Raw genomic sequence first — 13,813 nt, 5'->3', positions numbered from 1 at the left:
TTTTAAAATGAGCAAACGCCCTAGCAAGAAAGTATTAATGACTACTCCAAAGCCAATTAATTTGGGAATGGATGAATCCAGTGTCAGCGATGATCTGAACAGGTATTTCGGGCTGACCCTTGGCCGAGATGAGCCCGGCGAGTCGCATCACTACCTGTACAATGCCGTCGCTCAGACAGTCCGGGACCGGCTGGTCGAGCGTTGGCGAGCCACGCGCGATCGCTACCTGGAAGATAACCCCAAGCGTGTCGCTTATCTTTCACTGGAATTTTTGATGGGACGTGCGTTAAACAACGCCGTACTGAACCTGGATCTTGAAACTCAGATGCGCACAGTCTTGCAGCAGTATGCCTGTGAGCTTGAAGACATCAATGAAGAAGAACTGGACGCGGGTCTTGGGAATGGTGGCCTGGGCCGGCTCGCTGCGTGCTTCCTGGACAGTTGCGCAAGTTTGCAGCTTCCGGTTACTGGCTACGGTATTCGCTATGAGTATGGGATGTTTCACCAGAAGATCAAGAATGGGTATCAGGTTGAATATCCGGATCATTGGCTGCGCAATGGTAACCCGTGGGAAATTGAAAGCCCGGAAAATGCGTGCTGCGTAAAATTCTTTGGCCATACTGAATACTACCAGGATCAGGATGGGCATCAGCGGGCGCGGTGGGTTTCTTCCAGTGATGTATTGGCCGTTCCCTACGATGTTCCCGTACCGGGTTACCAGAATGGCACGGTTAACACGTTACGCCTTTGGAAATCGGAAGCGACGGATGAGTTTAACCTGGACGAGTTCAATGCAGGCAGCTATACCGATGCGGTTGCTGCCAAAAACCTTGCTGAACAGATCACCATGGTTTTGTACCCTAACGATGCAAGCGAGAACGGCAAGGAATTGCGTTTGCGCCAGCAGTATTTCCTTTCTTCTGCCAGTTTGCAGGATGTCTTGCACCGCTGGGTAAAGCGTAACGGTAACGGGAAAGATTTTACTCATTTTGCTGAGAAAAACTGTTTTCAGCTCAATGATACTCACCCGACTGTCGCTGTCGCGGAATTAATGCGTCTGCTTATGGATGACTATCTTCTTGAGTGGGATGATGCCTGGAATATCACGCAAAAAACAATGGCATATACCAACCATACGTTGCTGCCGGAAGCGCTCGAAATGTGGCCGGTGTCTCTGTTTAAGGAATTGTTGCCGCGGATTCTCGATATCATTTATGAAATCAATGCTCGGTTTTTGGTTCAGGTAGCGCAACTTTATCCCGGTGATGTTGATCGGCAACGCAGAATGTCGATTATTGAGGAAGGTGATAATCCTAAAGTGAGGATGGCTTACTTGGCAATTGTAGGCTGTTTCTCGGTAAACGGTGTCGCTGCGCTGCATACGAAGCTGTTGAAGGCGGGTCTGTTTCATGATTTTTATGAGCTGTGGCCGGAAAAATTCAACAACAAGACCAACGGTGTGACGCCAAGGCGCTGGTTAGCCCATTGCAATCCGAGTCTGAAGGCATTGATTACTGACGCTATCGGTAATGAGTGGACAGCAGATCTTGATCATCTGGAAAAGCTTAAGCCCTTTGCGCAGGATCCGGAGTTTCGTTCCCGCTGGATGGATGTTAAACATCAGTGCAAGGTGAAACTTTCAGAATTGGTTGAGAGTCAATGTGGCATCCAGTTTAATCCCGAGATGCTGTTTGACGTGCAGGTCAAACGTATTCATGAGTACAAGCGTCAGCTGCTGAATGTACTTCACGTTATCCATCTTTATGACCGCATTACTCGAGGCGATACTGAAGGGATGCAGCCGCGCTGCGTGCTGATTGGCGGCAAGGCCGCGCCGGGGTACGCAATGGCGAAAACCATTATCAAACTGATCAACAATGTAGCCGCTATTGTAAATAAAGATCCGCGCTGCAAAAACTGGTTGAAGATGGCATTTTTGCCCGACTATAAAGTGACTTTCATGGAGGTTATTTGTCCGGCGACGGAGCTTTCCGAGCAGGTATCCACTGCAGGTAAAGAGGCCTCTGGCACCGGGAACATGAAATTCATGATGAACGGAGCCCTGACTATTGGCACGCTGGATGGTGCGAATATCGAAATTCTGGAAGCGGTGGGCGAGGATAATTTCTTTCTCTTTGGCCTCAGTGCAGAGCAGGTACAGGAAACGCGAAATGGCTACGATCCAGACGCGATAATTAATGCTGACAAGGACTTTTCACGCGTCATGCATCTCGTCGAATCCGGGCATTTCAATCAGTTTGAGCCTGGTGTATTTAATGCGGTGAGTGCGTCGATTCGCAGCCGGGATGATGCATGGATGACTGCAGCAGATTTCCGCAGTTACGTTGAAGCACAGAAGAAAGTTGCGTTGGCTTACCAGGATAGAGACAGCTGGACGGTGCAGAGTATTCTCAACACTGCCTCCAGTGGTCGTTTTTCTAGCGATAGGACGATCAGAGAATATAACCAGCAAATATGGAATAGGAGCGAGACGTAAGCGAGTGTTACAGAGACATGTCTGTTGAATAAGAACAATAGAAATACAGAGGAATTAAGAATGGCTGAAGATAATCCGCGTTATGTTAGCCGTATAACCCGCGACACACTTGCGCTGGTTTTGGCAGGTGGTCGTGGTTCAAGGCTCTATGAACTCACTGACTGGCGGGCCAAACCGGCACTCTATTTTGGTGGAAAATACAGAATCATTGACTTCCCATTGTCAAACTGTGTGAATTCAGGCATACGCCGTGTGGGTGTACTGACCCAGTACAAGGCGCATTCCCTGGTCAGGCATCTGGTGCGGGGCTGGAGCCACTTCAAGAATGAGCTTGGCGAATTTGTCGAGATTCTGCCAGCCTCGCAACGTTTCTCGCAAGATTGGTACCAGGGTACGGCGGATGCCATTTATCAGAACCTGGATATTATCCGATCCGTAAAGCCCAAGTATGTACTGGTGCTGTCAGGCGACCATATCTATAAAATGGATTACGGTCTCATGCTGGCCGAACATGTTGAAAGTGGCGCAAAAATGACCGTCTCCTGCCTGGAAGTGCCGGTCGAAGAGGCGGCTAATGCGTTTGGTGTAATGAAAGTGGATGAAAATAACCGGGTTATCGGTTTTGAAGAAAAACCTGCCCATCCTTCTCCGATTCCTGGGCAAGACGAGCTGACATTGGCGTCAATGGGGAACTATGTTTTCAATACTGACTTTCTGTTTGATCAGTTGATGAAGGACGCAGCGGATCCTGATTCGTCGCATGATTTTGGCAATGACATAATCCCGAAAATTATCAACGATCACAAAGTTATTGCATTCCCATTCCGTGATCTATTGACCGGTGGTCGCGCATACTGGCGTGATGTCGGTACACTGGATGCCTTTTGGCAATCGAACATGGAAATCATTGAGACGGTGCCGCCGCTCAATATCTATGATCGCGACTGGCCCCTCTGGACCTACCAGGAGCAGATGCCTCCGGCGAAGTTTGTGTTTGACTTTGAGGACCGCCGTGGGATGGCACTGGATTCGATGGTTGCAGGCGGAAGTATAATATCGGGTTCGGTTATTCGAAAATCAGTCCTTTTCAACCAGGTCCATATACATTCCTATTCCGAGATTGACGAGTCGGTGGTGCTGCCAGGCGTTGAAGTTGGCAATCACTGTAAAATACGTAAGGCAATCATCGACAGGGGCTGTAAAATTCCTGACGGCATGGTCATCGGATATGATCACGACCAGGATCGTGAAAAAGGATTCAGGGTAACAGACAAGGGTGTTGTTTTAGTGACCCGCGGGATGTTGGGTCAAGTGGAAGGTTTTGCCTAAATTCAGGCTCAGGAGCCAACAGCCATGAGTGTAGTTAGAGTTGAGACAAGGCCCATAGACGGGCAGAAGCCTGGTACTTCGGGGCTGCGAAAGAAAGTGCGGGAGTTCCAGCAACCGGGCTACCTGGAGAATTTTGTTCAGGCAATTTTCAATACCATCGGAGACTGCAGGGGCAAGGCGCTGGTCATCGGTGGGGATGGTCGGTATTACAACCGTCAGGCGATTCAGGTGATTGTTCGCATGGCGGTTGCCAGCGGTTTTGGCCGGCTTGTTATTGGTCAGGGCGGGCTGCTGTCCACGCCGGCGGCGTCCTGCGTTATTCGAAAATACAAGACATGTGGCGGTATTATCCTGTCGGCCAGCCACAACCCCGGTGGACCAGATGAAGACTTCGGTCTGAAGTTCAACGGGGAAAATGGTGGCCCGGCGACCGAAACGGTTACCGAGGCTATTTATCAGGCGAGCAAGGTAATAGACCATTATTTGACCACTGAGTCTGAGGCTGTCGATCTGGACACGATCGCGGAGACCCAGGTGGCCGGTACACGGGTGCAGGTTATCGATCCGGTCAGCGACTACGCGCAATTGATGGAGTCGATATTTGATTTCCCGAAAATGTCTGAGCTGGTGTCCAATCCGCGTTTCAACATGTGCTTTGACGCAATGCATGCCATTACGGGCCCGTACGCCAGGGAAATCCTTGAAAACAGGTTGGGGGCGAAGCCCGGTACCGTGATTAACGCCGAGCCGCTGGAGGATTTTGGCGGAGGTCATCCGGATCCCAACATGGTTCATGCACATGAACTTGTGGCCAGGATGAACGGCGACGATGACATGGACTTTGGTGCGGCATCGGACGGTGACGGAGACCGGAACATGGTCCTGGGCAGCGGTTTTTATATCAACCCCTGCGACAGTCTGGCGGTACTGGCGGCTAACGCTCAGCGGGTGCCCGGGTACAGGCAGGGGCTCGCTGGGGTCGCCAGGTCGATGCCGACCAGCCGGGCCGTTGATCGTGTCGCCAAAGCGCTGGATATTCCCTGTTTCGAAACTCCGACGGGGTGGAAGTTTTTCGGCAACCTGATGGATGCGGGGAAAATAACCCTCTGTGGCGAGGAGAGCTTTGGTACCGGTTCAGACCACGTCCGCGAAAAGGACGGGCTCTGGGCGGTACTGTTCTGGCTGAATGTCATCGCTGAACGTTCACAGCCGGCACGTGCAATTGTGCTCGAACACTGGCAGCAATATGGCCGGGACTATTTCTCCCGTCATGATTATGAAGGTGTCGACAGCGTCTCTGCACAACAGATGATGCAGCGCCTTGGAGATAGCCTGGCCGATCTGCCCGGGCAGGCGTTTGCGGGTCTGAAAGTCGAGTCCGCGGACAATTTCCATTACCGGGATCCCGTCGATGGCAGTGAAAGCGCAGGTCAGGGGGTTCGGCTGTTTTTCGAGAATGGTGGCCGGGTTGTGATGCGTTTGTCAGGTACGGGTACCTCGGGTGCAACACTGCGGGTGTATTTTGACTGTTACCAGCAAGATCCGGCCTTGATCGGGCAGGATCCGCAAAAGGCCCTGGCGGGTCTGATAGAGGCCGCGGATCAGATTGCGGGTATTCAAGCGAGTACGGGTCGCAAGGCTCCAGATGTCATTACCTGACAGGCGGATATCGGTATGAACATATTGATGGTGGCAGCGGAAAACGATGCCCTGGACAAAGGCAAGGTGGGTGGCATCGGGGATGTGGTTCGAGACATTCCCGCTGCCCTGGCCGAGTTTGATCATCAGGTTAACGTGCTTATCCCCGGCTATCAGTTTTTTTCTCGGCAGCCCGGTGCGCGTGTTATCGGTGCGGTGAAAGTCCACTTTGCCGGCCAGGAGGAAATGGTGGGCGTTTTCCAGGTTGCGGCCAAATCGCCGGTTGCGGGCGTGACCCAGTGGGTACTGGAACACCCGCTCTTCGGGGCCGGCGGTGCCGGGAAAATTTACTGTGATGATCCGTCCAATCGGCCCTTCGCAACGGACGCCACTAAATTTGCATTGTTCTCACTGGCCGCGGCCCAGGCGATCAAGGATGGCATTTTTGGCACGCTCGATGTGATCCATCTGCATGACTGGCATGCCGCGATGGTGGCATTCCTGCGGCGTTTTCATCCTGAATACGGTGTGCTGGCCGGGATACGCACGGTCTTCAGTATTCACAACATTGCGCTTCAGGGCATCCGCCCGTTTGCCAATGACAGCTCTTCTCTGACTGCCTGGTATCCGGGAATACATTTTCACGCCGAGGAGATTTGTGATCCCCGCTACCGTGACTGTGTCAATCCGATGCGCCTGGGCATCAACCTCTGCGACAAGGTACATGCCGTATCACCCACCTATGTGAAGGAAATTGTCCGGCCCAGTGACCCTGAGCGCGGTTTTTTCGGGGGTGAGGGCCTGGAGGGCGATCTGCAGCGGGCCGAGGCCGAGCAGCGCCTGGCAGGCATACTCAATGGCGCCGAGTACGATGTGCCAGTGCCCGCGCCTTTGGCGAGTCCCGGGTTGCTGGAGCTGTGTCTGAACGAGCTGCTAGTCTGGATTGGCGCCAAGCCTCAGGCAGAAAGTACTCATCTGATCGCCTATCATCGCCTGACGCAGTGGCTCAGCAGTCGCAAGCGCCAGTCCGGCTTGTTGCTGACGTCCGTGGGGCGCATTACCGATCAAAAGGTCTTGTTGCTGCGACAAATCCTGCCCTCGGGCCAGTCCGTTTTGGACGTGCTGCTGGATCGGCTGGCTGACCGGGGACGCCTAATTCTGCTGGGTAGTGGCGATGCCGAGCTGGAAAACTTTCTCACCAGAGTGGCGTCCAGGAAAAGTAACTTTTTGTTTTTAAAAGGTTACTCCGAATCGCTGGGCCAATATCTCTACAGTAGCGGTGACCTCTTTCTGATGCCCAGCTCATTCGAGCCCTGCGGTATCAGTCAGATGCTGGCGATGCGTGCCGGGCAGCCGTGCATTGTTCACGAGGTAGGGGGGCTGCGCGATACGGTACAGAATGGTATCGACGGCTTTTCGTTCAATGGCGATAGCCTGCAGCAGCAGGCCGAAAACCTGATTACTCGACTGGAGGAGGTTATCGAACTGGAGAAAAACCAGCCGGCCAAATGGAAGGAAGTTCGCAGCGCTGCCGCGCAAGCCCGGTTTTTATGGTCGGATGCGGCTCAAGCCTATGAGCACCAGCTGTACCGCCCCTGAGGCTCTGCCTGGTGCCTGGTAAGGAAGCGTAACGGCCACCAGACCAACCAGAGCAGGCGCTTTCGAGGGGAAGAGGTGATAGAACGCAAGAGGGGGCTGTTCGTGAACAGCCCCCTCTTCGTTTTGATACGCCACATTGCTGTGCCAGGACACATGTACGGTCGCTGCTTAGGGCGATGCCCCCGCGTTACCGTCAGCGCAGCCTGCGAGTCATCAGGCCATGTTAATGGGCCTGGGTTTCACCTTCGGCAGCCTGGGCGGCTTTCTGCTGCAGCTGCTGTGCGTACAATGCATCGAAGTTAACCGGTGCCAGCATCAGGGCCGGGAAGCTGGCTTTAGTGGCCAGGCTGTCGACAGATTCGCGAGCATACGGAAACAGGATGTTGGGGCAGAAGGCACCCAGGGTGTGATTGAGTTCGGCCTCGGCCAGACCTGCAATCTGGAAAATGCCGGCCTGCTGGATCTCGATCAGGAAGGCGTTGTTGCCATCGTTTTTAGCCGTCACGGTCAGGGTCAGGATCACTTCGTAGTGGTTCTCACCCAGGGTACGTGTCCGGGTGTTCAGATCCAGATTGATTTCAGGCTTCCAGGCGGAGGTGAAGACAGCCGGTGTGCCAGGGGCTTCCAGCGATACGTCTTTCAGGTAGATCCGCTGTACCGAAAACTGCGGTCCTGTTGCTTGCTGTGCGCCGTTCTGTGCGTTTTCTTCAGCCATGCTGTGTGCTCCTTGGGTCTAAGTGAGTTCACTGCCATCAAAACAGAGTCAGTGTATTGTAATGCTTGAGCGGCGAAGGGCTGTGCGCCGCCCGGGCTGTTCAGGCCAGCAGCGCGTCGAGCTTGCTCTGGCGCTCCAGGGAATAGAGTTCGTCGCAGCCGCCAATATGGCTGTCGCCAAAGAAAATCTGCGGCACCGTGCGCCGATTGCTGCGTTGCATCATCTCGACGCGTTTGGCCGGCTCCTCGTCAACCTTGATTTCAGTGTACGTCGCGCCCTTTCTATCCAGCAACATCTTGGCGCGAATGCAGAATGGGCACCAGGCGGTTGTGTAGATCAAAATATCGTTCATGGTGCTCACTTGATTACCGGCAGGTTCTGGCCTTTCCATTCGGTCATGCCGCCGCTGAGGCGGGTCACATGCTCAAAGCCAGCCGCGGTCAGCTTCTTGGTAGCACTGCTTGCGGTCTGGCCCAGGTTACACACGACGATGATCGGCCGCGACTTGTACTTGTTCAGCTCCGCCATACGGGTGTCCAGGTCGGCGATGGGCAGGTTGATCGCATCAGTGATGTGCCCTGTGGCCCATTCTTTCTTGGCACGGATGTCGATGACAACAGCGTCCTGCTTGTTGATCAGCGTGACCGCCTGGGTAGGCGTCACAGAGGTGCCGGACTTGCGGCTTTCGTTCCAGAGCAGCATGGCCAGGGACAGTACCCAGGCAGCGATCAGGTAGGGATGATTGGCAACAAATTCGAACAGGTTTTCCATCGTGAATTCCGTTAACTACGCCTGGTTTCGCAAATGCGTGAGCCTGATATGTGCAATTGCGTTGAAAATTAGCGGCTAAGTATACAATGCTGGCTGCGGCGGCATAAGGGGAAGGGTGATGTTCGCTGCGAATGGTCGTTTGCTGTTTCCTGTGCAGTCGCAATAGGGGTTGATACGCAGTAAAATGGCGGCTTCGCAAACCCGATTCGGACATCAGAATTGCCATGACTGCCACTCGTACCCCCAAAGCACTGATCATTCTCGACGGCTTCGGCATCGAGCACACAGCATCTTCCGCGATCGAAGCCGCACAGACCCCAACCTGGGATCAGCTGCTGGCGAACAATCCCAATTCCCGCATTGAAACCTCGGGTCTGGCGGTGGGTCTGCCCGATGGTCAGATGGGCAATTCCGAAGTGGGTCACATGAATATTGGCGCCGGCCGTACCGTGTACCAGAATTTCACCCGCATCTCGAAAGCTATCAGCGACGGTGATTTCTTTGAAAATCCGGTGCTCTGCGCCGCTATGGACAAGGCGATTGCGGCGGGCAAGGCGGTGCATGTGCTGGGGTTGTTGTCACCCGGTGGTGTGCACAGTCATGAAGAACACATGATCGCACTGATGGAAATGGCCGCTGCGCGCGGCGCCAAGTCGGTGTATCTGCATGCCGTGCTGGATGGCCGCGATATGCCGCCGCGCTCGGCAGAGCCGTCGATTGCCCGGGTCGAAGCAAAGCTGGCCGAGATCGGTGTGGGTGCGATTGCAACACTGGTTGGACGTTACTATGCGATGGACCGGGATAACCGCTGGGATCGCGTACAGGTTGCCTATGATGCGATGACGCTCGGCCAGGCACCGCAGCGCTTTGATTCCGCCCAGGCTGCCCTCGCGGCTGCCTACGAGCGTGGCGAGAATGATGAATTTGTCCAGGCAACGGTGCTGACCGATGCCGCTGGCGAAGCGCTTGGGGTTGTCGGTGAAGGTGATGCCCTGATCTGCGCCAACTTCCGCCCGGACCGTTCGCGTGAAATCACCCGTGCCTTCGTGGATCAGGACTTCGATGGCTTTGAGCGTAGCGCACACCCGGCCTTGGCCGAGTACGTGATGATGACTGAATACGCTGCGTCCATCGATTGTGCCTGTGCCTACCCGCCGGCCACCATCAGCAATGACCTGGGCGAATACCTGTCGGGTCTTGGCAAAACACAGCTGCGTATTTCCGAAACCGAGAAATATGCCCACGTCACCTTCTTCTTTAACGGCGGCCGCGAAGAGGTTTACCCGGGCGAAGACCGTATCCTGGTGCCGTCCCCCGATGTGGCCACCTACGATCTGAAACCGGAAATGAGTGCGCCTGAGGTCACCGAGAAACTGTGCGCAGCCGTTCGCAGTGGCAAGTACGACTTGATCGTCTGCAACCTGGCCAATGGCGACATGGTGGGCCATACCGGCAAGTTCGATGCCGCCATCAAGGCCTGCGAAGTGATCGATGAGAGCATTCGACAGATCCTGGCGGCCATGCGTGAAGTCGGTGGCGAAACCCTGATTACCGCCGATCACGGCAATGTCGAACTCATGGTCAACCCCAAGACCGGCCAGCCTCATACGGCACACACCAACTGGCCGGTGGCGCTGGTATACGACGGCCCCCGCGCCGACCAGGTACGGCTGGATAATGGCGCGCTCTGTGACCTGGCGCCTACGCTGCTGGCCCTGATGGGTCTGGAACAGCCGCAGGAAATGACCGGCAAGTCCCTGGTGACAGGGGGCTGATCCTCTCGGGGCCACCGAGACGGCGGTCCCAGGAATCCCATCCCATGATGCGCATACTAATGGTGTTGTTGCTGATCCTGCAGGGCAACCTGCTGATGGCAGCGGACAAGCAGGCCACCGAGGCGCAGATCCAGCGCCTGCAGAAAGACATCGGTGCCCTGCAAAGTTCCATTCGGACCCAGCAGGGCGAGCGCAAGTCACTGCAGCAGGCGCTGCGCGACAGCGAAGCCGAGATCGGTCAGCTTGGCAATCAACTGGCCGACCTGGAACAGAAACTGGCGCAACTGGGCAGCCGTGCCGGCGATCTTGAACAGCGCCGCGATGCCCTTCGGGCCTCGCTGGCGGCAAGCACCGATCAGCTGCAGCGCCAGCTGCGCAAACAATACCGCCTGGGCAATCAGCCCCGGTTGCAGGTGCTGTTCAACCAGCGCGATCCTGCGCAAATTGACCGCATGCTGCATTACTTTGATCTGATCAACGGCGAACTGGTGGCGCAGCTGACGCTCTATCAGCAGCAGCTGGCAGGGCTCGAAAGCACCGAACTGGCGCTGGATGAGACCCAGTCGGAGCTGCTGGTGCGTCGCAACGAGCTTAAAGCCCGGCAGCAACGTCTGGATGCAGCACGTGCAGAGCGCAAGGCGACACTGGCGATGCTGGCCAAATCGATCGACTCCAAACAGGGCCGGCTCAAAAGTCTGGATGCCGATCGCCGGCAGCTCGAGTCGGTATTGGTGAAGATTGAAAAAGCGCTCAAGGAAGCCAAGATGGCGCGTGAGGCCCGCTCCCTGCCGCAGCTCAAGGGCAAACTGTCCTGGCCGGTGGACGGGCGCCTGGTGCGGGCCTTTGGCAATACCGACAGTGGCGTCAGCTATGATGGAATGCTGATCGCGGCCCAGACCGGGCGTGAAGTACGTGCCGTACATCGCGGCCGGGTGGTATTCTCGGACTGGCTGCGGGGCTATGGGTTGTTACTGATTATCGATCATGGCGGCGGTTACATGAGCCTCTATGGCCACAACCAGCGGCTCCTGAAGGAGCCGGGCGCCTGGGTCGATGCCGGCGATGCGGTGGCGACCGTGGGTAACAGTGGCGGCTATACTGAGCCAAGTCTCTATTTTGCGGTACGCTTTAACGGCAAACCAACGGACCCCGCCCGCTGGCTGGCGGGACGCTAGCCTTTAGGGGGCCGCTTGTCGGTGCGAGCCAGGTGTTCCAATTCCGGTGTGACTGAATAAAGGATGCTGTTATGAAGTTGTTGACTCGTGCACCAGAGAGGCTGAACAGGATGTTCGGCGCGCTGATGCTTTCTGTCGTTCTTGCAGCGCCGGTCTTCGCGGATGAGGCGCCGGAGCAGGACAGCGAACACATGCTGGCCGAGGTGCAAGCCTTGCCGCTGGAAGAACTGCGCCTGTTTGCCGAGGTTTTTGAGCGTATCAAGACCGCCTATGTCGAGCCGGTGGATGATGCAAAGCTGCTGGAAGATGCCATTCGCGGCATGATTGCCGGGCTCGATCCGCATTCGGCCTATCTTGAGCCCGATGCCTACCAGGACCTGCAGGAGTACACCAGCGGCGAGTTCGGCGGCCTCGGACTTGAAGTGGGCCTGCAGGATGGCTTTATTCGCGTCATCGCGCCCATCGATGATACGCCGGCCCAGCGGGGCGGCGTCAAAGCGGGCGACCTGATCGTCAAGCTCGACGAAACGCCGGTGCAGGGGCTGTCGCTGAACGAAGCGGTGGCGCTGATGCGTGGCAAGCCGAATGAGCCCATCGTCCTGACCATTGTCCGCGAAGGCGTTGAAAAGCCTTTCGAGATCAAACTGATACGTGATCGAATCAAGGTGGCGAGCGTCAAGCACCGCCTGCTGGAACCGGGCTTCGGTTACCTGCGGGTATCACAATTCCAGGTTAATACCGGCACTGAGCTGGGCAAGGCGATCAAGTCGCTAGAAAGCCAGGGACCGCTGCGCGGCATGGTGCTGGATTTGCGCAACAACCCTGGCGGGGTATTGCAGGCGGCAGTGGAAGTCGCTGACGCCTTTATTGACGAGGGGCTAGTCGTGTATACCGAAGGCCGCCTGGCCAATGCCGCACTGCGTTTTAACGCGAGTGCCAGAACGCTGGCCCCGAAAGTCCCGCTGGTGGTGATTATTAACGCAGGCTCTGCCTCTGCCTCGGAGATCGTCGCCGGTGCCTTGCAGGATCACAAGCGGGGTTTGGTGCTGGGCACCGACAGTTTCGGCAAGGGGTCGGTGCAGACCATCCTGCCGTTGACGTCAGAACGCGCGGTCAAGCTGACCACGGCGCGTTACTTCACTCCCAATGGGCGCTCTATTCAGGCCCAGGGCATTGTGCCGGACATTCGGGTTGATGAAGCAGAGATACGCAATCTGGAGAATGGCGACCGGGTCAAGGAAAGTGACCTGAGCGGCCATCTGGAAAACGGCAATGGCGCCGCAGTCGCCAAGAACAATGGCGATGCCAAGCTGGTGGAGCGGGATTTCCAGCTGTTTGAAGCGCTGAATCTACTCAAGGCGCTGGTGATTCTGCAGCCCCCGCTCAAGCAGGGCTGATGCGCCGGCGCGCCTTGCTCGTCAGTCTCGCGGCACTGTCCGGTACGGCTATCTGGCCCGGGCTGGCCTGGCCCGGGCTGGCCTGGCCCGGGCTGGCGCGCGGGGCGGGGATAGATAGTACAGAGCAGCCGCGTCTGCTGCTGGTCATCGACGATGTCGGCCACAGCCTTGTGGCCGGCCGGCGTACCCTGGCACTGCCGGGCCCCATCAATTGTGCCTTCCTGCCCCATTCCGCCCATGGCCGTGACCTGGCGCTGGAAGCGCGGGCGCTGGGCAAGGGCATCATGCTGCATGCGCCCATGGCCAACAGCCAGCATCTGGCGCTGGGCCCCGGCGCCTTGACTCCCGATCTGAGCAAGGCCGAACTGCAGCGTATTCTGCGCGAGGACCTTGATGCCATCCCCCATGTCGCGGGCGTGAACAACCATATGGGGAGTCTGCTGACTTCAAGGCGTCAGCCCATGGAGTGGGTGATGGAGGTGCTGCGCGAGCGCAAATTGTGGTTCGTCGACAGCCGTACCACCGCCAGTACGCTGGCGTGGCAGGTGGCGCAGGAGCAGGGTATTCCAGCACTGATGCGTGATGTCTTTCTGGATCATGAACAGACGCCGGCGTTCGTGCATCGCCAGTTTCTGCGTGGGCTGAGCATTGCGCGTGAATACGGTTCTGCGCTGATGATCGGGCATCCCCACGACGTGACTCTGGACTACCTGCACGAGGCTCTGCCACTGATGGACGAGCTCGGCTTTCAGCGCCTGACGGTATCGGCGTTTTTGCATCAGCAGGCGGATTTTGCGCGTCTAGATCCTGCTGACAGGCGCCTGATGAACATGCATCGGCGCCATTGGGGCATGGGATAAAAGGGGCATCGGATAAAGGGGGCAAGGGATAGCGGGGGCATGGGGATGCCCCCGCGA

At 56.4% G+C, this 13,813-nt stretch carries 11 protein-coding genes; 8 read left to right on the top strand and 3 right to left on the bottom strand.

Translation table 11 applies throughout. The features are described 5' to 3' along the window. Window positions 1-7 precede the first annotated feature (7 nt). The 4 genes from F451_RS0109455 to F451_RS0109440 are packed head-to-tail and all read left to right on the top strand — an operon-like array spanning window position 8 to window position 7,063. Entirely contained in the window at window positions 8-2,497 is a 2,490-nt protein-coding gene (locus F451_RS0109455) for a glycogen/starch/alpha-glucan phosphorylase (protein WP_026291636.1), read from the top strand. A gap of 60 nt (window positions 2,498-2,557) precedes the next feature. Beyond that, window positions 2,558-3,826 carry a glucose-1-phosphate adenylyltransferase gene (gene glgC / locus F451_RS0109450; RefSeq protein WP_020681123.1) on the top strand — a complete coding sequence of 423 codons (1,269 nt, stop codon included), beginning with the start codon at window positions 2,558-2,560 and terminating at the stop codon, window positions 3,824-3,826. Between the two features lie 24 nt (window positions 3,827-3,850). Further along, window positions 3,851-5,485 (top strand): alpha-D-glucose phosphate-specific phosphoglucomutase, encoded by a 1,635-nt coding sequence (locus F451_RS0109445; RefSeq protein WP_026291635.1) that lies wholly within the window; start codon window positions 3,851-3,853, stop codon window positions 5,483-5,485. A gap of 15 nt (window positions 5,486-5,500) precedes the next feature. Then, window positions 5,501-7,063, top strand: a complete 1,563-nt coding sequence (locus F451_RS0109440) for a glycogen synthase (RefSeq protein WP_020681121.1) — start codon at window positions 5,501-5,503, stop codon at window positions 7,061-7,063. Window positions 7,064-7,286: 223 nt separating this feature from the next. On the opposite strand, the gene secB is transcribed toward F451_RS0109440, so the two are convergent. The 3 genes from secB to F451_RS0109425 form a co-directional block, all read right to left on the bottom strand. Continuing rightward, on the bottom strand, window positions 7,287-7,778 hold the full coding sequence (gene secB / locus F451_RS0109435; RefSeq protein WP_020681120.1) for a protein-export chaperone SecB: 492 nt from the start codon (window positions 7,776-7,778) through the stop codon (window positions 7,287-7,289). Between the two features lie 100 nt (window positions 7,779-7,878). Continuing rightward, a complete protein-coding gene (gene grxC, locus F451_RS0109430) occupies window positions 7,879-8,130 on the bottom strand; it encodes a glutaredoxin 3 (RefSeq protein ID WP_020681119.1) in 252 nt (83 codons plus the stop codon). Window positions 8,131-8,135: 5 nt separating this feature from the next. Then, window positions 8,136-8,549, bottom strand: coding sequence for a rhodanese-like domain-containing protein (locus F451_RS0109425; RefSeq protein WP_020681118.1), 414 nt, complete (start codon window positions 8,547-8,549; stop codon window positions 8,136-8,138). A 224-nt stretch (window positions 8,550-8,773) separates the two neighbouring features. On the opposite strand from F451_RS0109425, the gene gpmI reads away from it, so the two are divergent. The 4 genes from gpmI to F451_RS25210 all read left to right on the top strand — a co-directional run bounded on the left by gpmI (window position 8,774) and on the right by F451_RS25210 (window position 13,756). Next, a complete protein-coding gene (gene gpmI / locus F451_RS0109420; protein ID WP_020681117.1) occupies window positions 8,774-10,324 on the top strand; it encodes a 2,3-bisphosphoglycerate-independent phosphoglycerate mutase in 1,551 nt (516 codons plus the stop codon). A 44-nt stretch (window positions 10,325-10,368) separates the two neighbouring features. Beyond that, window positions 10,369-11,499, top strand: a complete 1,131-nt coding sequence (locus tag F451_RS0109415; protein ID WP_020681116.1) for a murein hydrolase activator EnvC family protein — start codon at window positions 10,369-10,371, stop codon at window positions 11,497-11,499. Between the two features lie 71 nt (window positions 11,500-11,570). After that, on the top strand, window positions 11,571-12,896 hold the full coding sequence (locus tag F451_RS0109410) for a S41 family peptidase (protein WP_026291634.1): 1,326 nt from the start codon (window positions 11,571-11,573) through the stop codon (window positions 12,894-12,896). After that, entirely contained in the window at window positions 12,896-13,756 is an 861-nt protein-coding gene (locus F451_RS25210; protein ID WP_020681114.1) for a divergent polysaccharide deacetylase family protein, read from the top strand. The genes F451_RS0109410 and F451_RS25210 overlap by 1 nt, the downstream gene beginning before the upstream one ends. Window positions 13,757-13,813: the final 57 nt, after the last annotated feature.

Origin of the sequence: Marinobacterium rhizophilum DSM 18822 (assembly GCF_000378045.1) — a bacterium.
In the GTDB taxonomy this organism is placed as follows: domain Bacteria; phylum Pseudomonadota; class Gammaproteobacteria; order Pseudomonadales; family Balneatricaceae; genus Marinobacterium_A; species Marinobacterium_A rhizophilum.
The sequence above is the reverse complement of the archived record's forward strand: the minus strand, read 5'-3'. Positions and strand labels throughout refer to the sequence as shown.

What these genes read in the sequence shown, in the direction of transcription:
- F451_RS0109455 (WP_026291636.1), top strand. Translation starts at nt 8, where the DNA reads ATGAGCAAACGCCCTAGCAAGAAAGTATTAATGACTACTCCAAAGCCA.
- F451_RS25210 (WP_020681114.1), top strand. Translation starts at nt 12,896, where the DNA reads ATGCGCCGGCGCGCCTTGCTCGTCAGTCTCGCGGCACTGTCCGGTACG.
- F451_RS0109440 (WP_020681121.1), top strand. Translation starts at nt 5,501, where the DNA reads ATGAACATATTGATGGTGGCAGCGGAAAACGATGCCCTGGACAAAGGC.
- F451_RS0109425 (WP_020681118.1), bottom strand. Translation starts at nt 8,549, where the DNA reads ATGGAAAACCTGTTCGAATTTGTTGCCAATCATCCCTACCTGATCGCT.
- gpmI (WP_020681117.1), top strand. Translation starts at nt 8,774, where the DNA reads ATGACTGCCACTCGTACCCCCAAAGCACTGATCATTCTCGACGGCTTC.
- secB (WP_020681120.1), bottom strand. Translation starts at nt 7,778, where the DNA reads ATGGCTGAAGAAAACGCACAGAACGGCGCACAGCAAGCAACAGGACCG.
- F451_RS0109445 (WP_026291635.1), top strand. Translation starts at nt 3,851, where the DNA reads ATGAGTGTAGTTAGAGTTGAGACAAGGCCCATAGACGGGCAGAAGCCT.
- F451_RS0109415 (WP_020681116.1), top strand. Translation starts at nt 10,369, where the DNA reads ATGATGCGCATACTAATGGTGTTGTTGCTGATCCTGCAGGGCAACCTG.
- glgC (WP_020681123.1), top strand. Translation starts at nt 2,558, where the DNA reads ATGGCTGAAGATAATCCGCGTTATGTTAGCCGTATAACCCGCGACACA.
- F451_RS0109410 (WP_026291634.1), top strand. Translation starts at nt 11,571, where the DNA reads ATGAAGTTGTTGACTCGTGCACCAGAGAGGCTGAACAGGATGTTCGGC.
- grxC (WP_020681119.1), bottom strand. Translation starts at nt 8,130, where the DNA reads ATGAACGATATTTTGATCTACACAACCGCCTGGTGCCCATTCTGCATT.